The sequence below is a fragment of the Pseudomonas sp. WC2 genome (assembly GCF_050586545.1).
Taxonomy (GTDB): domain Bacteria; phylum Pseudomonadota; class Gammaproteobacteria; order Pseudomonadales; family Pseudomonadaceae; genus Aquipseudomonas.
On the sequence record NZ_JBOBDR010000015.1, the window covers coordinates 125,679 to 145,066 of the forward strand.

The 19,388-nt window shown below is 59.6% G+C and carries 15 protein-coding genes and 1 pseudogene; 14 read left to right on the plus strand and 2 right to left on the minus strand.

Annotated features, from left to right (window positions below; all coding sequences use genetic code 11):
- The first annotated feature begins 71 nt into the window (after positions 1-71).
- The 3 genes from ACQ4OE_RS19305 to ACQ4OE_RS19315 are packed head-to-tail and all read left to right on the plus strand — an operon-like array spanning position 72 to position 4,620.
- On the plus strand, positions 72-1,244 hold the full coding sequence (locus tag ACQ4OE_RS19305; RefSeq protein ID WP_430947575.1) for an efflux RND transporter periplasmic adaptor subunit: 1,173 nt from the start codon (positions 72-74) through the stop codon (positions 1,242-1,244).
- Entirely contained in the window at positions 1,245-3,218 is a 1,974-nt protein-coding gene (locus ACQ4OE_RS19310; RefSeq protein ID WP_430947576.1) for a MacB family efflux pump subunit, read from the plus strand.
- A gap of 7 nt (positions 3,219-3,225) precedes the next feature.
- Positions 3,226-4,620 (plus strand): efflux transporter outer membrane subunit, encoded by a 1,395-nt coding sequence (locus ACQ4OE_RS19315; RefSeq protein ID WP_430947577.1) that lies wholly within the window; start codon positions 3,226-3,228, stop codon positions 4,618-4,620.
- A 211-nt stretch (positions 4,621-4,831) separates the two neighbouring features.
- Here ACQ4OE_RS19315 and ACQ4OE_RS19320 read toward each other — a convergent pair whose 3' ends face one another.
- The gene (locus ACQ4OE_RS19320) at positions 4,832-6,460 is read right to left on the minus strand and encodes a PvdJ/PvdD/PvdP-like protein (protein ID WP_430947578.1); all 1,629 of its coding nucleotides are present in this window, start codon (positions 6,458-6,460) and stop codon (positions 4,832-4,834) included.
- Positions 6,461-6,651: 191 nt separating this feature from the next.
- Between ACQ4OE_RS19320 and pvdM the strand changes: the two genes are divergently transcribed.
- From pvdM to ACQ4OE_RS19375, 11 genes and pseudogenes are all read left to right on the plus strand, one after another.
- Positions 6,652-8,001, plus strand: coding sequence for a pyoverdine-tailoring dipeptidase-like protein PvdM (gene pvdM, locus ACQ4OE_RS19325; protein ID WP_430947579.1), 1,350 nt, complete (start codon positions 6,652-6,654; stop codon positions 7,999-8,001).
- A 29-nt stretch (positions 8,002-8,030) separates the two neighbouring features.
- Positions 8,031-9,311 carry an aminotransferase class V-fold PLP-dependent enzyme gene (locus tag ACQ4OE_RS19330; RefSeq protein WP_430947580.1) on the plus strand — a complete coding sequence of 427 codons (1,281 nt, stop codon included), beginning with the start codon at positions 8,031-8,033 and terminating at the stop codon, positions 9,309-9,311.
- 30 nt (positions 9,312-9,341) lie between these two features.
- The gene (locus ACQ4OE_RS19335) at positions 9,342-10,235 is read left to right on the plus strand and encodes a formylglycine-generating enzyme family protein (protein ID WP_430947581.1); all 894 of its coding nucleotides are present in this window, start codon (positions 9,342-9,344) and stop codon (positions 10,233-10,235) included.
- 119 nt (positions 10,236-10,354) lie between these two features.
- Positions 10,355-12,004 (plus strand): cyclic peptide export ABC transporter, encoded by a 1,650-nt coding sequence (locus ACQ4OE_RS19340; RefSeq protein WP_430947582.1) that lies wholly within the window; start codon positions 10,355-10,357, stop codon positions 12,002-12,004.
- A 155-nt stretch (positions 12,005-12,159) separates the two neighbouring features.
- The gene (locus tag ACQ4OE_RS19345) at positions 12,160-14,586 is read left to right on the plus strand and encodes a TonB-dependent siderophore receptor (protein WP_430947583.1); all 2,427 of its coding nucleotides are present in this window, start codon (positions 12,160-12,162) and stop codon (positions 14,584-14,586) included.
- Positions 14,587-14,898: 312 nt separating this feature from the next.
- Positions 14,899-16,893 carry an S-type pyocin domain-containing protein gene (locus ACQ4OE_RS19350; protein ID WP_430947584.1) on the plus strand — a complete coding sequence of 665 codons (1,995 nt, stop codon included), beginning with the start codon at positions 14,899-14,901 and terminating at the stop codon, positions 16,891-16,893.
- A gap of 1 nt (position 16,894) precedes the next feature.
- Complete coding sequence (locus ACQ4OE_RS19355) at positions 16,895-17,155, plus strand: bacteriocin immunity protein (RefSeq protein WP_430947585.1); 261 nt, start codon at positions 16,895-16,897, stop codon at positions 17,153-17,155.
- A 158-nt stretch (positions 17,156-17,313) separates the two neighbouring features.
- The gene (locus tag ACQ4OE_RS19360; protein WP_253756673.1) at positions 17,314-17,604 is read left to right on the plus strand and encodes a bacteriocin immunity protein; all 291 of its coding nucleotides are present in this window, start codon (positions 17,314-17,316) and stop codon (positions 17,602-17,604) included.
- Positions 17,605-17,625: 21 nt separating this feature from the next.
- Positions 17,626-17,880 (plus strand): annotated as a pseudogene (locus ACQ4OE_RS19365) (hypothetical protein); the annotation flags it as partial.
- Entirely contained in the window at positions 17,766-18,011 is a 246-nt protein-coding gene (locus tag ACQ4OE_RS19370; RefSeq protein WP_430947593.1) for a bacteriocin immunity protein, read from the plus strand. The pseudogene ACQ4OE_RS19365 and the gene ACQ4OE_RS19370, both read left to right, overlap by 115 nt.
- 26 nt (positions 18,012-18,037) lie before the next feature.
- Positions 18,038-18,328, plus strand: a complete 291-nt coding sequence (locus ACQ4OE_RS19375) for a bacteriocin immunity protein (RefSeq protein ID WP_430947586.1) — start codon at positions 18,038-18,040, stop codon at positions 18,326-18,328.
- A gap of 111 nt (positions 18,329-18,439) precedes the next feature.
- Here ACQ4OE_RS19375 and ACQ4OE_RS19380 read toward each other — a convergent pair whose 3' ends face one another.
- Positions 18,440-19,387 carry an alpha/beta hydrolase gene (locus ACQ4OE_RS19380; RefSeq protein WP_430947587.1) on the minus strand — a complete coding sequence of 316 codons (948 nt, stop codon included), beginning with the start codon at positions 19,385-19,387 and terminating at the stop codon, positions 18,440-18,442.
- Position 19,388: the final 1 nt, after the last annotated feature.

The following is a 19,388-nucleotide window of genomic DNA, read 5'->3' on the forward strand; positions in this document are numbered from 1 at the left end:
CAGCGTTCAGCGCTGCCCGAACCTGTGTGCCAGCCGAACGACGGGCCGATTTCCACTGGCCGGAACCCTGCATGAAACGTCCCCGCCCCGCCCGACGCGCCTTGCTCGTAGTCTTCAGTCTGATCCCGGTTGTCGGCTATGCCGCGTGGCAAATGCTGCCACCGGGCCGGGATAAATTCGCCACCGTGCAAGTGTCGCGTGGCGATATAGAAAGCAGCGTGACTGCGCTCGGTACGCTGCAACCGCGTCGTTATGTCGACGTTGGCGCCCAGGCATCGGGGCAGATTCAGAAGATTCATGTGGAAGTCGGTGACGTCGTCAAGGAAGGCCAGTTGCTGGTGGAGATCGATCCGTCGACGCAAAAAGCCAAACTCGACGCGGGCCGCTTTTCGATCGAAAACCTGCGAGCGCAATTGCAGGAACAACGCGCGCAACATGAACTGGCGCAGCAGAAATACCAGCGCCAGCAAAATCTGGCCGCCGGCGGCGCAACCCGCGAAGAAGATGTGCAGACCGCCCGCGCCGAACTGAAAGCCACGCAGGCGCGCATCGATATGTTCCAGGCACAGATTCGCCAGGCCGAAGCCAGCCTGCGCAGCGATCAGGCCGAGCTCGGCTACACACGGATTTACGCGCCGATGGCCGGCACCGTGGTCGCCCTCGATGCTCGCGAAGGCCAGACCCTCAACGCGCAACAGCAGACACCACTGATTCTGCGCATCGCCAAGCTGTCGCCGATGACCGTTTGGGCGGAAGTTTCCGAGGCCGACATTGGCCACGTCAAACCGGGCATGACCGCTTACTTCACCACCCTCAGCGGCGGCAATCGGCGCTGGAGCAGCACCGTGCGGCAGATTCTGCCGGTGCCGCCCAAACCGCTCGATCAAACCAGCCAGGGTGGCGGCAGCCCCGCGAGCAGCAGTAAAAGTGGCAGTGCTCGTGTCGTGCTGTACACCGTATTGCTCGACGTCGATAACGCTGACAACGCACTCATGGCGGAGATGACCACCCAGGTATTCTTCGTCGCCAATCAGGCCAAGGATGTCCTCACCGCCCCGGTCGCCGCTCTGCAAGGCAGCGCCAAGGCGGATCTGCAGACCGCGCAGGTAGTCGCCGCCAACGGCAACATCGAATCTCGCGAGGTGCGCACCGGCATCAGCGATCGACTCAAGGTCCAGATTCTCGATGGCCTGAGTGAAGGCGATCACCTGCTGATCGGTCCGGCCGACGGCAGTGGTGGTTGAATGCAGACGCCCCTGATCGACCTGCAGGACATCCGCAAATCCTACGGTGGCGGCGACGCGCCTGAAGTTCATGTGCTGCGCGGCATCGACCTGTCGATCCACGCCGGCGAATTCGTAGCGATTGTCGGCGCGTCCGGCTCCGGCAAATCGACGCTGATGAACATCCTCGGCTGCCTCGACCGACCGACGTCCGGCGAATACCGGTTCGCCGGGGAAAACGTCGCCGGCCTGGACAGCGATGAGCTGGCCTGGCTGCGCCGCGAAGCCTTTGGTTTCGTGTTCCAGGGTTATCACCTGATTCCGTCCGGCTCCGCCCAGGAAAACGTCGAGATGCCGGCGATCTATGCCGGCACTCCGGCCGCCGAGCGCCACGCCCGTGCTGCCGCCCTGCTCGACCGCCTCGGCCTGGCCTCACGCACCGGCAACCGACCGCATCAGCTCTCCGGCGGACAGCAACAACGGGTGTCGATTGCCCGCGCGTTGATGAACGGCGGCCACATCATCCTCGCTGACGAACCGACCGGCGCCCTCGACAGCCACAGCGGCAAGGAAGTCATGGCGCTGCTCGACGAACTGGCGAGCCAGGGCCATGTGGTGATCCTCATCACCCACGACCGCGAAGTGGCGGCGCGGGCCAAACGCATCATCGAAATCAGCGACGGCCTGATCATCAGCGACAGCGCCAAAGACAACCCCGACGCCCAGACCAGTGCCAACCCCGGCGCCTTGCAGGCGGTCGATCTGCGCAAACGCCTGAGCGAAGGCGCCGAAGCCACCGGCGCCTGGAAAGGTGAACTGGTCGACGCCTTGCACGCCGCCTGGCGGGTGATGTGGATCAACCGTTTTCGCACCGCGCTGACCCTGCTCGGCATCATCATCGGCGTGGCGTCGGTGGTGGTCATGCTCGCCGTGGGCGAAGGCAGCAAGCGTCAGGTCATGGCGCAAATGGGCGCGTTCGGTTCGAACATCATTTATCTGGGCGGCGCCTCCCCGCACCCACGGGCGCCCCAAGGCATCGTCACCCTGAACGATCTCGCGGTGCTCGCCACCTTACCGATGATCAAGCAGATCATGCCCGTCAATGGCGCCGAAGCCGTGGTGCGCTTTGGCAACCTCGACCACAACAGTTATGTCGGTGGCAACGACACCAATTTCCCGAAAATCTTCAATTGGCCAGTGTCCGAGGGCAGCTATTTCACCGCCGCCGATGAGGCCGCCGGCGCCGCCGTGGCGGTGATCGGACACAAGGTGCGGACCAAACTGCTCAAAGATGTCGCCAACCCTGTCGGCCAGTACATCCTGATCGAGAACGTGCCGTTTCAAGTGGTCGGTGTACTCGCAGAAAAAGGCGCCAGCTCCGGCGACTCCGACAGCGACGACCGCATCGCTGTGCCCTACTCCGCCGCCAGCACACGCCTGTTTGGCACTTACAACCCTGAATATGTGGCGATTGCCGCCGTCGACGCGCGCAGGGTCAAGGAAACCGAACAGGCCATCGAGCGCACGATGCTGCGCCTGCACAACGGCAAGAAGGATTTCGAACTGACCAACAACGCCGCGATGATTCAGGCCGAAGCGCGCACGCAAAACACCCTGTCGCTGATGCTCGGTTCGATCGCGGCGATTTCGCTGCTGGTCGGGGGCATCGGCGTGATGAACATCATGCTGATGACCGTGCGCGAACGCACCCGCGAGATCGGTATCCGCATGGCCACCGGCGCGCGCCAACGCGACATCCTCCGTCAGTTCCTCACCGAAGCGGTGATGCTTTCGGTGGTCGGGGGTATCGCCGGCATCGCCCTGGCGCTGATCGTCGGCGGCGTATTGATCCTCAGCGAAGTCGCCGTGGCGTTCTCGTTGATCGCGGTGCTGGGCGCTTTTGGCTGCGCGCTCGTGACCGGTGTTGTCTTCGGCTTCATGCCGGCCCGCAAAGCTGCCCGACTCGACCCGGTCACGGCCCTTACCAGTGAATGATCGATCTATGAAACCGCGCCTCAGTTTGTTGACCGTGTGCCTGATCCTCAGCGCCTGCGGCAGTCCCGTTCAGCGCCCGGACAGCGGCTTGCAGCCTCCTGCCGCGTGGCAGGCAGCGCATGTCGCCAGCAGCGCCCGCAGCAACCCGCAATGGTGGACACAGTTCGGCAGCCAGGAGCTGGATCGTCTGATCGAACAGGCCCGCGCCGGCAGTTTCGACCTTGCCGCCGCCATGGCCCGGGTACGCCAGGCCCAGGCCGACAGCGTGATCGCCGGCGGCTCACAATTGCCTGAAGTGCAGGCCTCGCTCAATGCCAACCGGCAGAAGTTGTTGCGCGGCAATGGCTACAGTCAACTGGACGCCAACAGCAGTAACAAGGCCGTGGATTACTTCGACGCCAATCTCAATGCCAGTTACGAAATCGATTTCTGGGGAGGCAAACAGGCGTCGCGCGACAGCGCGCAATTTGCTTTGCAGGCCAGCGAGTTTGATCGTGCGACGGTTGAGCTGACCCTGCTCGGCAGTGTTGCCGACACCTATGCGCAAACCTTGTCGCTGCGCGAGCAGAGCCGCATTGCCGAACTCAATCTGGCCAATGCGCAGCGCGTGCTGAAGCTGGTGCAGACGCGCTTTGACTCTGGCTCGGCCACCGCCCTCGAACTGGCTCAGCAAAAGAGTCTGGTGGCGGCCCAGCAACGGCAATTGCCGCTGGTGCAGCAACAGGCTCAAAACGCCTCGGTCAGCCTCGCCGCTCTGCTCGGTCGCCCCGTTCAGGAGCTGATGTTGAACGAAGAATCGTTCGATCAACTGCAATGGCCGCAAATCACCGCTGGCGTGCCAAGCGATCTGCTCAATCGACGCCCCGACATCGCTCGCGCCGAAGCGCAACTGGCCGCCGCCGAAGCCGACGTCAACGTTGCCCGCGCCGCCATGCTCCCCACCGTCACCCTCAGCGCCGACATCGGCTCGGGGGCCGACCAGTTCCGCGACGTTCTGCGCAGCCCCTTCTACAACCTGACCGCCGGATTGATCGGGCCAATCTTCAATAACGGCCGCCTCGGCGCAGAGCGCGACAAGGCCACTGCACGCCAGGAAGAACTGCTGCAGAACTATCGCGGTGCGATCATCAACGGCTTCGCCGATGTTGAAAAAGCCTTGAACAGCATTCGCGGCCTCGACGAACAGCGGCAGTGGCAGAGCGAAGAACTGCGGCAAGCCCAGACCGCATTCGACATCGCCCAGAGCCGCTACCAGGCCGGTGCCGAAGACTTGCTGACGGTGCTGGAAACCCAACGCACGTTGTACGCCGCGCAGGACTTGAATGTGCAGTTGAGATTGTCGCGAATGCAGGCAAGCATTGCCTTGTACAAGGCGCTTGGGGGCGGGTGGCAGGCGCTGTAATCCGGGTGCTGCCGCTAAGCTACGAGTCACCACAAAACCTGTGGGAGCTGGCTTGCCAGTGATTGGGCCAGCACGCCCGACAGCAAATTTGACTGACCTGATGCCATCGCTGGCAAGCCAGCTCCCACAAAAACAGGTGGTGTTGCCACAATCTGTGGCTAATACAAAACCTATGGAAGCGAGCCAGCTCGCCAAGCATGATGACGCGGTCTCATGCCGAAGCCTGTTTCGGTTTCAGATGGCGCGCATACCACGGACGCTGTGGCACTTTACGGAACAACGACGACAACAATTTCTCGTCATCGCTGAAGGTGATGCGCAGCGCCAGCTTCATGGTTTCCGGATCCATTTCAACTGACTTGCCAGGTTGCAGGCCCGGCACTGTACTGCAGCCGTGGGTGCTCGGCCCGAGCCACGGGTCGGCGACTTCCACCCAGCGGCCCGGCGCAAACCATTCCACACCATTGACCTGCAAGCGACTGACTTCACCCGGATGAAAGCGTTCGTGCGCGCGGAACCAGTCTTCCAGACGATCATCGATCCAGCCATGGAACGCCCAGAACACCGGGCTCACGTGAGAAGAGAACGGGTCACCGAGGAAATCGTTTTCAGCGGCGTACCAACGCGCGGAAAAATCAGCGGGATCACGGGCAAACGGCACCGGATGCCCGTTGGAGGGATCGCGCGGCACGGAAGCCCAGCGCATGTGCAACCAGTCATGCAGCCCCAGCTCGACCTCCGAACCGAACTGCCCCAACGTCAGTTTCGCCAGATAACGCGGGTCGCGGTAACGCGATTCCCAAACCAGAAAATTACTGTGATACGTCTCGGCTGTCTTGATGTCGCTGACCCATTGCGAGTACTCGTCATCGTCCTCGGCCAGCCAGGTCGGCGGCAGTGAAGTGCCGTCGTGGTTGTCGAAATAATCCGCAAAGCCTCGGCGATCGCGGATCAATTCCGGCTGCGGCAGCGGAAAATGCTGCCACGACGGCAGATCCTGCATCGAACGCGCCATGCCCAACATGTGCCGGTGCATGAAGAAAAAATCGATACCCGAACCATTGCGGTCCTTGCGCGGGCCACGGGCGTCGCGCTCCTTGTCGCGCGGGCCGGGTTGCCAACCGATACCGCGCAGGGCGCCACGTTTTTCCTCGCTCAAGGTATGCCACTTGTCACGGCTGGCGTGCCAGAGCTGATGGAACAAGCGGTGCTCGGGAGAAATCAGCCAGGCCAGCAACGTCGGGTTCAACCCTGCACGCTCGCGTGCCTCGGGGAATACGCGTTTGACGGCAATAAAACGGTTGTCCTGCGCCGGCAGCATCAAGGGGCGATCAAGGTTGAGGACGCGCCCGCTAAGGCTGCCGCTGCCGGCGTTGCCGAAGCCGCCCCAGACTTCGTCCAGCGCCATGCTGAATTCGTAGTCCGGTGCGCCATCGGCCGCCGACGTGCTGACCAGACGCCAGCTCAACTGCGAGGCTTTGACATCGGCGAGGTCAGCGAGGATTCGGTAGCGCGGCGCCTGAGACGAGCGCAAGCGCTCGGCCGTGTCGAGAAAACCGATGACGCCACGTCCTTTATGGGCAACATCGAGAAACACTTCCAGGCCCTCTCCGGGCAAACCCGCGATACCGGCGTCACGACCCTCGAAACGAATCTGCCAGACACCGCGCAGGGCATCGGCCAGGCGTTGCCCAGCGACGTCCGCGACATCGAACGACGCTTCACCCGGGGTGATCGTCGGATCCGGCTTCGTCCATTCACGATGCCCAAAATACGCTGCAGGCACAGCGGCGCCGGTCAGTGCCAGACCCGCCATGAACCATCGTCGAGAAATCGTCATTGCCCTACCTGTGTCAGCCATGAAGCAGGCTTTATCCAAGCTAGAACGTTTGTTGCCCACGCAAATTTAATGGTCCGCGCAATGATTTCCTGTGGCGAGAACCCCTAAATTTTGCGCCCGGTCAGTCGTTCCTCCCAGATAGCAAAGGCCCTTGTGCCTGCACCTCGACGGCGAACATGACTGAGATGGCAATGACAAAACCACGTTCGAAAAAGGCTCTTTACATTGGCCTGCCGCTGGCCCTGGCGATCAGTACCGCTGCAGGCTTCGCGGTTTGGGAGCACTGGTTCAAGGACAACCCCGGCTACCCGGTCAAAGTCATGCAGCAAGCCGATGAGTTGCAGGATCGCATCCTCTCTTTCGACAGCCACATCACCGTGCCACTGGATTTCGGCACCGCCGGCAACGAAGCAGACAAGGATGGCAGTGGCCAGTTCGACCTGGTGAAAACCGCGCGCGGACGCCTTTCCGGTGCTGCCCTGACGATCTTCGGCTGGCCGGAAATCTGGAACGGCGCCAACGCCCCCCACCGCCCGACCGCCGGGTTCGTCGAAGAAGCACGCTTCGAACAGGAAACCCGTTACAAGATCATCAGCACCTTGGTGCGCGACTTCCCCAATCAGGTCGCCATCGCCTACACCCCGGACGACTTCCGCCGTCTGCACGGCGAAGGCAAGTTTGCGATTTTCATGAGCATGCTCAACGCCTACCCACTGGGCAACGACCTCAATGCCCTGGACAAATGGGCTGCACGCGGCATGCGCATGTTCGGTTTCAGCTACGTGGGCAACAACGCCTGGGCCGACTCCTCGCGGCCCCTGCCATTTTTCAATGACACCCGCGATGCCCTTGGCGGCTTGTCGGACATTGGCAAACAGGCTGTGCATCGCCTCAACGATCTGGGCGTCATCATCGATGTCTCGCAGATGTCGACCAAGGCACTGGAACAGGTTGCGCAGCTGAGCCGCGCACCGATCGTGGCCTCCCACTCGGCGCCCCGGGCACTGGTGGATATCCCGCGCAATATCAGCGACCAGGAAATGCAACTGATCAAGAACAGTGGCGGCGTGGTGCAAATCGTCGGCTTCCCGACCTACTTGCGCCCCCTGAGCCAAACAACCCAGGACAAGCTCAACGCGTTGCGTGCGAAGTTTGATCTGCAGCCACTGCAGGGCCTGGAAATGGCGCTGATGCCTGGCGACCCGATCATCACCGTGTGGTCTGAACAACGCTTCGGCGAGTACGCCAGCCAGCTCTATGGAATTGTCGACGAGGAACCGAAAGCGACCCTCAAGGACTTCGGCGATGCGATTGATTACGCCGTGAAGAAAATCGGCATCGACCATGTCGGCATCAGTTCCGACTTCAACGATGGCGGCGGCATCGATGGCTGGAAAGACGTCAGCGAGGCCCGCAACGTAACCGCCGAACTGATCTCCCGTGGCTACAGCGAAGCCGACATCGCGAAACTGTGGGGCGGCAACTTCCTGCGGGTCTGGGAACAGGTGCAGCAATCGTCAAAACCCGTCGCCACCCACTGATGCCCTTTTGAACAAGCGAAACCGACCTTATGACCAACCGCCGTTCTTTCCTCAAGCAGGCCGGGATTCTGGCCGCCGGCCTGCCCCTGGGCGCTGCTGTCAGCCTCCCCGCGCGGGCCGCCAATCCGCAACCGGTCTCCGCGGACAAATGGACGCAACTGCGCCAGCTGTTCGATCAGGATCCGGACTACCTGCATTTCGCCAATTTCCTCGTGACCTCTCACCCCAGGCCGGTGCGCGAAGCCATAGAGCGGCATCGCACCACGCTGGATCGCAACCCCGGCCGGGCGATGGATTGGGATCTGGGTGAAACCGAAAAACGCGAGCAAGCCGTACGCGAATGGGCCGGTCGCTACCTCAAGGCCAAGCCTGAGCAGATCGCCCTCACCGGCAGCACCACCGAAGGTCTGGCGCTGATCTATGGCGGCATTCATGTGCGCGCCGATCAGGAAATCCTCACCACCGAACACGAGCACTACGCGACCAATTACACCTTGGCTTATCGCCAGCAGAAAGATGGCGTCAAGGTGCGCAAACTGAAGTTGTTCAACAGCAGCGCAACGCTATCCGTCGACGAAATACTGACCCGTATCGACAAAGGCATTCGCCCTGAAACCCGCGTATTGGGCATGACTTGGGTGCAATCGGGCAGCGGCGTTAAGCTGCCGATCGGCGAGATCGGCAAACTGGTGGACCAGCACAATCGCCAGCGCGAGGAAAAGGATCGCATCCTGTACGTCGTCGATGGCGTGCACGGCTTTGGTGTCGATGACCTCGACTTCCCCGACATGCATTGCGATTTCTTTATCGCCGGTACCCACAAGTGGATGTTCGGCCCGCGCGGCACCGGGATCATCTGCGCACGTTCCAGCGAACTGAAGGACGTCACCCCGACCATCCCGACCTTCTCCGAAGCCACCACGTTCTCGACCATCATGACCCCCGGCGGGTATCACAGTTTCGAACATCGCTGGGCGCTGGATGAAGCATTCAAACTGCATCTGACGCTGGGCAAGCGCGAGGTGCAAACGCGTATTCACGAACTCAATACCTACGCCAAAAATCGCTTGCTGGAACACCGTTCGATTGAACTGGTAACACCGCGCAGCAGCGATCTGTCTGCCGGCTTCACCTTCTTCCGGATCAAGGATCGCGATTGCGATCAGGTCGCCGCTCAACTCATGCAAAACCGCGTGGTGTGCGACGCGGTGGAGCGCGACGTCGGCCCGGTAATCCGCATCGCACCCGGCCTGCTGAACAGCGAAAACGACATCGAGCGTTTCATGGCCGTGCTCAACAAACAGCTGTGACGCCCCGCTTTCCTTTAAACGAGATGACTCATGAAACGTGATCTGTTGACCCCTGCCCTCGGCGCCAAGGCGCTCAAGGCACTGGCCCTCGCCGCCCTCATGAGCGGCCTGCTGCCGAGCGCCGCCCAGGCCGCAACCGCCCCTGCTGCGGGCAAAGTGTTCAAGGACTGCAAGGATTGCCCGGAAATGGTCGTGCTGCCGGCCGGCACCTTCACCATGGGCACACCGGACGATGAAGTCGGGCGCGAACCCGACGAAGGCCCGATGCACGAAGTGACCGTTGCCAAACCCTTCGCCATGAGCCGCTTTCAAATCACCGCAGGTGAGTGGGACAGCTACATTCGCGAGAGCGGTGCGGTGATCGCCGACGGTGACACGCGCCCCGGTCGCGAGTGCGTCGCGAGCAAACCGCGCTACCCGCAAACCCCGCGCCAGCCGGCGGTGTGCATGGACTTCCAGGACATCAAGAACTACGTCGCCTGGTTGTCGAAAAAAACCGGGCAGACCTACAGCATGCTCAGCGAAGCCCAGCGTGAATACGGTGCCCGTGCAGGTTCCAAAGGACCGTTCCCCTTCCCGTTCGACGAAGGCAAGGGTTACAGCATCGCCAAGCACGCCAACACCTACGGCCCGGCGGACGGCTACAGTTTCAGCTCGCCGGCAGGCAGCTATCCGCCCAACGCCTTTGGCCTGTACGACATGCACGGCAATGTCTACGAGTGGGTCGAAGATTGTTACCACCCAGACTACAAAGGTGCGCCAACCGACGGCAGCGCGTGGCTGGAACCCAACTGCGAGACCCTGCGCATTCGCGGCAATGACTGGGGTGAAGCGCCGGTATTCTCCCGTTCGGGCAACCGCAACGACATCGATCCGAAGACCCGCGGCGACTGGATCGGTTTCCGCGTCGTGCGTGAGTTGTAATCGGCAGTAACGCTTCTCCTCTCCCCCCGGTCGCCGCCAGTCGGCGACCGTCTAAATTAAGCAGCGGATCAGACGTTCTACAGGGTATCTGCCTTTACGACCCAAGGAACTGTCCTGTCATGACCCAGCCTACGCGCGGTGCAATTCATGAATTGTTCACCCTACTCAAACCTTTTCGGCTCGTCGTCGCACTGTCGGTCATTCTGGGTATGGTCGGTGGCCTGAGTGTCACGGTCCTGCTGGCCACCATCAACAACGCGCTGCACTCCGAATCCGGTCTGACCCAAGGCGTGGTCGCGCTGTTCGGTGGCCTGTGTGTGCTGGCGCTGCTCAGCTCGATCTGCTCGGACATCGGCACCAATTATGTCGGCCAGCACATCATCGCCACCCTGCGCAAACAACTGGGCGAGAAAGTCCTGTCGGCACCGATCGAACAGATCGAACGCTATCGCAGCCATCGCCTGATTCCGGTGCTGACCCACGATGTCGACACCATCAGCGACTTCGCCTTCGCCTTCGCGCCACTGGCCATCTCGTTGACCGTGACCCTCGGATGCATGGGTTATCTGGCGATGCTGTCGTGGCCAATGTTCCTGATCATGGTGGTGGCGATCCTGATCGGCACGGGCATTCAGTACTTCGCCCAAGGGCGCGGGATCAAAGGTTTCTTCGCCGCCCGTGATGCTGAAGACGAACTGCAAAAGCATTACAACGCGATTGCCGAAGGCGCCAAGGAACTGCGCATTCACCGCCCCCGTCGCCAACGCATGTACAACAGCGGCATCAAGGGCACTGCCGATTTCATCTGCAAGACCCAGATCAAATCGATCAACACCTTCGTGATCGCCAAGAGTTTCGGCTCGATGCTGTTCTTTGTGGTCATCGGTCTGGCACTGGCCCTGCAATCGTTCTGGCCCAGTGCTGACAAAACCGTAATGAGCGGTTTCGTCCTGGTGCTGCTGTACATGAAAGGTCCGCTGGAGCATCTGGTCGGCACCTTGCCGGTGGTCAGCCGCGCACAGATCGCCTTCCGCCGCATCGCCGAACTGTCGGCGCAGTTCTCTTCGCCCGAGCCGCATCTGTTGCTCAGCGATCAGGGCAAGAAAGCCGAGCCGGTGCAGAGCCTGGAACTCAAAGACGTGCGCTACGCCTTCCCGGCCGTGGGCGACGCCAGTCCGTTCACGCTGGGGCCGGTGAACCTGAAAATCGAACAGGGCGACATCGTGTTCATCGTCGGCGAAAACGGCTGCGGCAAGACCACCCTGATCAAACTGCTGCTGGGCCTGTATCCGCCACAACAAGGCGAAATCCGCCTCAACGGCGAGTGCGTGACCGCCCTCACCCGCGACGATTACCGCCAGTTGTTCACCACGGTCTTTGCCGACTACTACCTGTTCGATGACGTGGTGCAAGGCGATACGCACATTCCCGACGACGCCAACAAATACCTGCAACGCCTGGAAATCGCCCACAAGGTCAGCGTGCAGGACGGCAGCTTCACCACCACCGACCTGTCCACTGGCCAGCGCAAGCGGCTGGCGCTGGTCAATGCCTGGCTGGAGGAACGCCCGGTGCTGGTGTTCGACGAATGGGCCGCGGATCAGGACCCAACCTTCCGCCGCATCTTCTACACCGAGTTGCTGCCCGACCTCAAACGCCTGGGCAAAACCATCATCGTGATCTCCCACGATGACCGTTACTTCGATGTCGCCGACCAGTTGGTGCGCATGGATGCCGGCAAAGTCAAAACCGCGCTCAACCCGGCCTGACCCGCCAACCGCTCAGGGATGGGCTGATCCCGCCTTCACGCGATAGCAGAGATTTTCGCGGTTGGCGGGATTTTTTTCCGGTTTTTACGCAGTGTTGCGTCTAATTATCATTAACTAATAAAACTGCACTCGCACTTCAGGAGCATCCCGAGCAAATGCAAGCCTTAAAGTTGTCCCGCACCCCTCTGGCTGTAGCCATTTCCCGCCGCAATCCGCGTGGCGCCGTGCTGTCAGGTGCCCTGCTGACGCTGATGTTATTGGGCAGCGCCCAGGCACAAGCGACGCCGGTCGACGTCAACGTTCCTGCGCAACCGCTCTCCAGCGCACTGCAACAGCTTGGGCAACAAGCCAACCTGCAGATTCTCTACAGTCCGGAAACCCTGGCTGGCCTGAGGTCGAGTGCGGTCTCCGGTCACCTGGAGCCGAAACAGGCGCTGGACAACTTGCTGCTGGGGAGCGGCATGACTTATCAACTGACCGGCAACACCGTTTCGCTGGTGCCGGCCACCGGAGCAGCGGCGGGAAACGCACTGGAGCTGGGCGCGGTATCGATTTCCGGCAAGGCGCCGGGGTCGACCACTGAAGGCACCGGGCTGTACACCACGTATTCATCCAGTAGTTCGACGCGTCTGAACCTGACACCCAAGGAAACCCCGCAGTCGCTGACCGTCATGACCCGTCAGCGCCTCGACGACCAGCGCCTGACCAACCTCAGCGATACCCTCGACGCCACACCAGGCATCATCGTGCTGCGTGACGGCCAGGGCGCAGAGTCCGACGGTTACTTCTCCCGTGGTTTCGAGATCCAGAACTTCGAAATCGACGGCGTGCCGACCGTCAAGCGCATGGACAACTACACCCAGAGCATGGCGATGTACGACCGTGTTGAAGTGGTGCGTGGTGCCACCGGTCTGATCAGCGGCCTGGGCAGCCCTTCGGCGACCATCAACCTGATCCGCAAGCGTCCGACCGCCGAAGCTCAGGCCAGCGTCACCGCTGAAGCCGGCAACTGGGATCGCTACGGCACCGGCTTCGACGTCTCCGGGCCGTTGACCGAAACCGGCAACATCCGTGGCCGTCTGGTCGGCGACTTCAAGACTGAACAGTCCTGGGTCGACCGCTACAAGCAAGATTCGCAACTGATGTACGGCATCACTGAGTTCGACCTGACCGAAGACACCTTGCTGACGATGGGCTTCAGCTACCAGCGCACCGACGTCGACTCGCCAATGCGTTCGGGTCTGCCGACCCGCTTCACCGACGGCTCGCGCACCAACCTCAAACGTTCCTTGAACTCGGCGCAGACCTGGTCTTACAACGACCACGAACAAACCAGCTTCTTCACCTCGATCGAACAGCAATTCGGCAATGGCTGGAGCGGCAAGGTTGAATTGACTCACTCCGAAAACAAATTCGACGAGGTCTTCAACTACGTCAACGGTGGCCTGAACCCTGACGGCAGCGGCACGACCCAACTGCCGGTGCGCTTCTCCGGTACCCCGCGCCAGAACAACATCGACGCCTACCTGACCGGCCCGTTCGGCCTGTTGGGTCGCGAGCATGAGCTGATCGCCGGTGTGACCCTGTCCCAATACTACGAAAACGTGCCGAGCTACGGCAGCTGGAAATACGACTATTCCAGCTCCCCTGCCGGCGCCATCGACAACCTGCTGAACTGGAACGGCGACTCGGTCAAACCCGAATTCAACGTCACCGGCAAATCCACCGTCGATGAAACGCAATACGCCGCTTACCTGGCCACCCGCCTGCGCGCCACTGATGACCTGAGCATCCTGCTCGGCAGCCGTGTGGTCGACTGGCATCGCGATATCGAAGACAAACCGTACGGCGGTGCAGAAACCAAGACCAAGGAATCGGAAACCGGCGTCTACATCCCTTACGCGGGCGTGGTCTACGACGTCAACGACACCTGGTCGCTGTATGCCAGCTACACCAAGATCTTCAACCCGCAATCGTCGTGGGTTCGCGACATCAACAACAAACCTCTGGATCCGATGGAAGGCACCGGCTACGAAGCCGGTATCAAGGGTAGCCACTTCGATGGCAAGCTGAACTCCAGCTTCGCGCTGTTCAAGATCGAGCAGGACAACCTGGCGATCTGGATCGACACCCCAGGCGGCAACACCTACAAATCCGAGCAGGGCACCACCACCAAAGGTGCGGAATTCACCCTCGATGGTGAACTGGCCGAGGGCTGGCAAGCGTCGGCCGGTTACGCCTACGCGGTCAGCACCGACTCCAATGACGAGCGCATCGTCACCACCCTGCCCCGTCACAGCCTCAAGACCTTCACCAGCTATCGCCTGCCGGGCATTCTGGACAAAGTCACCGTTGGCGGTGGCGTGAACTGGCAGAGCAAGACCGGTGCCGACCTGCATACCTTCCAGCAAGGCAGCTACGCCGTCACCAACCTGCTGGCACGATACGACATCAACAAAAACCTCAGCGCCTCGGTCAACCTGAACAACGTATTCGACCGCGAATACCTCAGCTACGCCGGCGACCACGGCATGTACGGCGCACCGCGCAACATCATGACCGGCTTCAAGTACACGTTCTGATTTAACCACCGCAACACAAAAAGCGCCCCGGCCAAACCGGGGCGCTTTTTTTATGGGTAAAGGTTTAACGGACTACACGGCGTGCGGTTTGAAAGGCATTTCCTTTCGTTGCATAGGAAACGTCCGATTACCTGAACGAAGCCTGCGCTAAAACCGACGCCCCGTCGAAAACGCCTGCCTCATCTCCTGTCATCAGCTACGGGCTTCTCGGAAACGTCTGCAACCGTTTCATTGTAATTTTGAATGGCAGAAAGCAACGGAACATTGCCAGTTGCTTATCGATAAACCGCGCACATTCAAAAGGATATGAATATGCCGAAGAAGCCCCAAGTCTGGGAGTTGGACGAGGCTGTCCATACAACCGCAATAGCCCCCAAAAACGTTCCAATCAGTCCCGCAACCGGCACCACGATTCCCAACAGCGGAATGTTCGGACCGCCGCGAAATACCGGCCGATATCAACAAGTTCTGCAGAATTTTACCGGCCCGCTGGAAGCGGATTATCGAGGCAAGACTGCACAGATTCCGGCGACCATCGAAGCAGACCTGGCTGCCGCACGACAGGAAATTTCTACCCAGCCGCTACCACCCGCCGCATCGCTGATCCGCGAGCTGGGTGTGCGCAACACCGTGATTGAGCGCAAGACCCGGCAACTGCAGCACGAGATCCAGGTGTCCCACGGTTTCTACGGCAGCGATCCTACCGATAAAACAGTTTTCCAGTTCCTCTCCCGCGCTCAGATCGTCGACCGGATCCTGAGCCCCAACGGCCCGGGAATGAACGTGTGGAAACAGTCCTACCGAGCGGCGCTGGAAGCCAGACTGCTGGCCCAGACCCTCACGGTTCTGCATCAACAACAAGCCAATGTGCACAACTGGCTGACCACCGTGCAGGCCAACGATCAGGCGCAAGCGGCTGCCGCCGAAGCGGCACGTCAGGCCGCTGAACACGCAAGGATTGCTGCGGAGCAACAGCGAGAGCAAGAACGCAGGGATCGCGAACGAGCGCGCGAGGCACAGGAGGTCAAAGCGCGCGAGGATGCGCACGCAAAGCAGATGGCAGACTCAAATGCCCAACTCGAACATCTGAACAATTGGCTGATATCGCTCGACACGGCTAGAGCACTACGCCCGTTTCTGGTCTCAAGTTCCTTCGCAACATCAAATCCAGTGTTCACCGTAAACGCCGGCCAAGTGGCAGCACGTGCTGCCACTGCAGCAGCAATCAGAGCGGCTCTGCAAGCAGGTATCGTTACAGCAACAACGGCCGCAGTCACAACCTCATCCGTCGTTTTGGTCGGGTTTGCCGCGTTACTGTTTCCTGCACCACTCGGCAACTCCGATGCCCGAGTTATCGAGGGCTCCCTTTCAGACTTCGTGCCCAAGGATCGCCAATCATGGATTGTTGAAGTCACAGACTTCAAACCCGACGAAACCCGTGCCTTGAGTGTTCCGTTGGCAGATCTGGCGACCGTACCCATTGAAGAACTGAACGCCATTGCGCTCACCAATGGCGATATCGACCTTCCAGTGACGCTGGGCTCCAGAACAATCAATAACGCCACTGAGTTCTTCGTGGCGTCGACCCACAACACCGGTATCGCGTCGAGGACTCCGGTCCGGCTCGCCAGGTTCGACTCCAGTCTGAATGTCTTCAGGGTCGACAGTCCAGACACTCCCTCAATCGGCATGACATGGACGCCCATTGTCAAACCGGCTAACAACTCAACCGCTTTACCGGCCAGTAGGCCAAACATTGTCGTGTACGACGGCACAGCCGTCGCGGTACTTGAAGGACGAATCGATACTCACCCGGAACTGGATGCCTATAGTTTCGGTGGGTTCATCACGGTGTTCCCGGCGGACTCGGGTATCTCACCCGTGTTCACGATGTTCAGGGATCGGCGACAAGATCCGGGAATCGCTACGGGGAATGGACAAGTGATATCGGGGAATTGGCTGGGGGCGGCGTCAACCCCGGAGGGCGCACCGATACCCGCGCAGATTGCGAGTAAGCTGAGGGGGCGGGAGTTTTCCAGTTTTAAAGCGTTCAGGCGGGCGTTTTGGAAGGCTGTGGCGCATGAGCGCGTGTTTTTGGATGAATTCACACTTTTCAACAAGATCGACATCAGAAATGCTCTTTCGCCCAGTGCTCCCCCTCAAGAGCAAGTGGGTGGAAGACAGAAGTACGAAATACATCACATTAAACCTATCAGCGAAGGAGGTTCTGTCTACGATATTGACAACCTCCAACTACTCACACCAATACAACACATCAAAGCCCATTCAAAAAATGGAAAAACATAAGATGAAATTCAAAGAGAAACTGGAAGAGTACACAGAGTCAGAATATGCAGCCTTAATAAATCGTTTGGTGGAGGGAGACTATTCCTCAGAGCGGGAGCACGATGCAATTGTAAATAATATCGTCCGGACTTCAGAGCATCCAAACGGAACAGGGATTTTGTACTACCCGGCAGAGGGCGTTGAAGACAGTCCCGCAGGCGTTTTAAAAGCCATCAAAGAATGGCGAGCCGCCAACGGTAAACCAGGTTTCAAACCAGAATAGTCAATTCCAGCATAACCCTGTGGCGAGGGAGCTTCTCCCGCTCGGCTGCGCAGCAGTCGTAAAACCAGAGTTCAACGTGTGCCTGACACTCCGCGTATACCGACTCAGGTCTGCTGCGCAGACCAGCGGGAGCAAGCTCCCTCGCCACGGGTTCAATATTGTCCGGTATTGGTAGAGATAATTTGAAAATGGTATTGAAGGCCAAGTTTGAACACTACACAGAATCAGAATATCTCAGCCTTATAAACCGGCTATTCCAAGGAAATTACCGTTCAGAGAAAGAACACGATGACATTGTAGAAAACATCGTAAAAACTTCGGAACACCCGAATGAAATAGACATTCTGTACTGTCCCGAAGAAGGCGTTGAGGACAGCGCAGCCGGCGTACTAAAAGCCATCAAAGAATGGCGAGCCGCCAACGATAAACCAGTTTTTAAACCGGAATAGTCAGCCCCTGAAAAAACTGTCACCCAGATTAATCTCAAACTACACCACACGAAATACATATCCAAAAGCGGCAAGGTCTACGACATTGAAAACATCAGAGTCACCACACCAAAACAACACTCTGAAATCCACAAGGAAAAAAAATTGAAATGCACAAACCAATTCTTTCCGATTACACCGAAACAGATTTTCTGCGGTTCGTATCCGGAATTTGCAATGCGCAATTTGACTCGGACAAAGAACAGGTCCGCGCAGTGCTGTTATTTGAAGAGCTGACTGAACACCCCCACGGCTCGGACATGATTTATTACGCCGACTCCGACGAGGAGGCGACCCCGGAAGCGATCGTTAGCAAAGTGAAGGAATGGCGAGCCGCCAACGGCAAACCGGGTTTCAAACCAGAATAGTCAGCTCCCTCGCCAAGGGTTCAATATTGTCCGGTATTGGTAGAGATAATTTGAAAATGATATTGAAGGCCAAGTTTGAGGAATACACAGAGGCAGAATATTCAGCCCTGATTAGTCGCCTGTTCGAAGGAGATTATTCATCCGAGCGCGAGCATGACGCCATCATTGAAAACATCCTCCGCACGTCTCAACACCCTGATGGAACCGGCGTTCTTTATGACCCAAAAGAAGGCGTTGAGGACAGTCCAGAAGGCGTTTTAAACACCATCAAAGAATGGCGAGCCGCCAACGGAAAACCAGGTTTCAAACCGCAATAGTCAGTTCCTGAAACAAGCTGTCAGGACCGGCCTGTTCGCGAGCAGGCTCGCTCCCACAGGGGCGGATGTTGATGGCCTGAGGTGTCGACGCACACATCAGGCCAGGGCGGATCAGACCGTCTCCGGATACATCACGGTGCGCAGCACACCCACCAGTTCTTGATAAATCGCCTCCACTTCTTCAGTGACCATGCGCATGCGCAGGAAGTCATGCACGTGGCCGCTGAATTCGCGGCATTCAAGCAGTCCTCCGGTGCTGGCCAAACGTTCGGCGTAGGCACGGCCTTCGTCCAGCAGCGGGTCGAAGCCTGCCAGGGCGATGTAGGCCGGGGCGGCGCCGGCGAGGTCGTTGCTCAGCAGAGGCGAGAAACGCCAGTCGCTGCGGTCCTCGATGCTGCGGGCGTAGTGCTGGTAGAACCATTCCAGGGAATCGCTTTCCAGCAGGTAGCCTTCGCCGAGCAAGTCCATCGATTCACGGCGCTGCGAGGCGTCGGTCACCGGGTAGCAGAGCAATTGCAGGCACGGTTTCAGCGCGCCGGGGGCGCGCGCCTCAAGCGCCAGCACGGTCGCCAGCGTGGCGCCGACGCTGTCGCCGCCAAACACCAGGCGCGACAGATCGAGAGCAAATTCACCAGCCTGTTCGCGCAGCCAATCCAGTGCATCGGCACAATCGTGCAATGCCACCGGGAACTTGTGTTCCGGCGCGCGGCGGTAGCCCACCGACAACACTGCACACGGCGTGCGCGCGCAGAACTCGCGGCAGATACCGTCGTGGGAGTCGAGGCTGCCGACGACAAAACCACCGCCGTGCAAAAACAGCAGCACTGGTAAAACACCGCCCTTTTGCAACGGACGGTACAACCGCAAGGTCAGTTCAGCGCCGTCGCGGGCACGGTGTTGCACCTCGCTCACGTCGACATCCGGCACGGCCCAACGCATCTGTTGCGAGGATTGCTCGAACGCCTCTCGCGCCTGCTCGGGTGTCCCTTGGTGAAACGCGTCGTTCTGACTGTCTTCGACCAGATCAAGAAACGCCGCTACTTCAGAATTCAATGGCATG

Coding starts and splice junctions, on each gene's coding strand:
- ACQ4OE_RS19305 (WP_430947575.1), top strand. CDS start 72: ATGAAACGTCCCCGCCCCGCCCGACGCGCCTTGCTCGTAGTCTTCAGT.
- ACQ4OE_RS19310 (WP_430947576.1), top strand. CDS start 1,245: ATGCAGACGCCCCTGATCGACCTGCAGGACATCCGCAAATCCTACGGT.
- ACQ4OE_RS19315 (WP_430947577.1), top strand. CDS start 3,226: ATGAAACCGCGCCTCAGTTTGTTGACCGTGTGCCTGATCCTCAGCGCC.
- ACQ4OE_RS19320 (WP_430947578.1), bottom strand. CDS start 6,460: ATGACGATTTCTCGACGATGGTTCATGGCGGGTCTGGCACTGACCGGC.
- pvdM (WP_430947579.1), top strand. CDS start 6,652: ATGACAAAACCACGTTCGAAAAAGGCTCTTTACATTGGCCTGCCGCTG.
- ACQ4OE_RS19330 (WP_430947580.1), top strand. CDS start 8,031: ATGACCAACCGCCGTTCTTTCCTCAAGCAGGCCGGGATTCTGGCCGCC.
- ACQ4OE_RS19335 (WP_430947581.1), top strand. CDS start 9,342: ATGAAACGTGATCTGTTGACCCCTGCCCTCGGCGCCAAGGCGCTCAAG.
- ACQ4OE_RS19340 (WP_430947582.1), top strand. CDS start 10,355: ATGACCCAGCCTACGCGCGGTGCAATTCATGAATTGTTCACCCTACTC.
- ACQ4OE_RS19345 (WP_430947583.1), top strand. CDS start 12,160: ATGCAAGCCTTAAAGTTGTCCCGCACCCCTCTGGCTGTAGCCATTTCC.
- ACQ4OE_RS19350 (WP_430947584.1), top strand. CDS start 14,899: ATGCCGAAGAAGCCCCAAGTCTGGGAGTTGGACGAGGCTGTCCATACA.
- ACQ4OE_RS19355 (WP_430947585.1), top strand. CDS start 16,895: ATGAAATTCAAAGAGAAACTGGAAGAGTACACAGAGTCAGAATATGCA.
- ACQ4OE_RS19380 (WP_430947587.1), bottom strand. CDS start 19,387: ATGCCATTGAATTCTGAAGTAGCGGCGTTTCTTGATCTGGTCGAAGAC.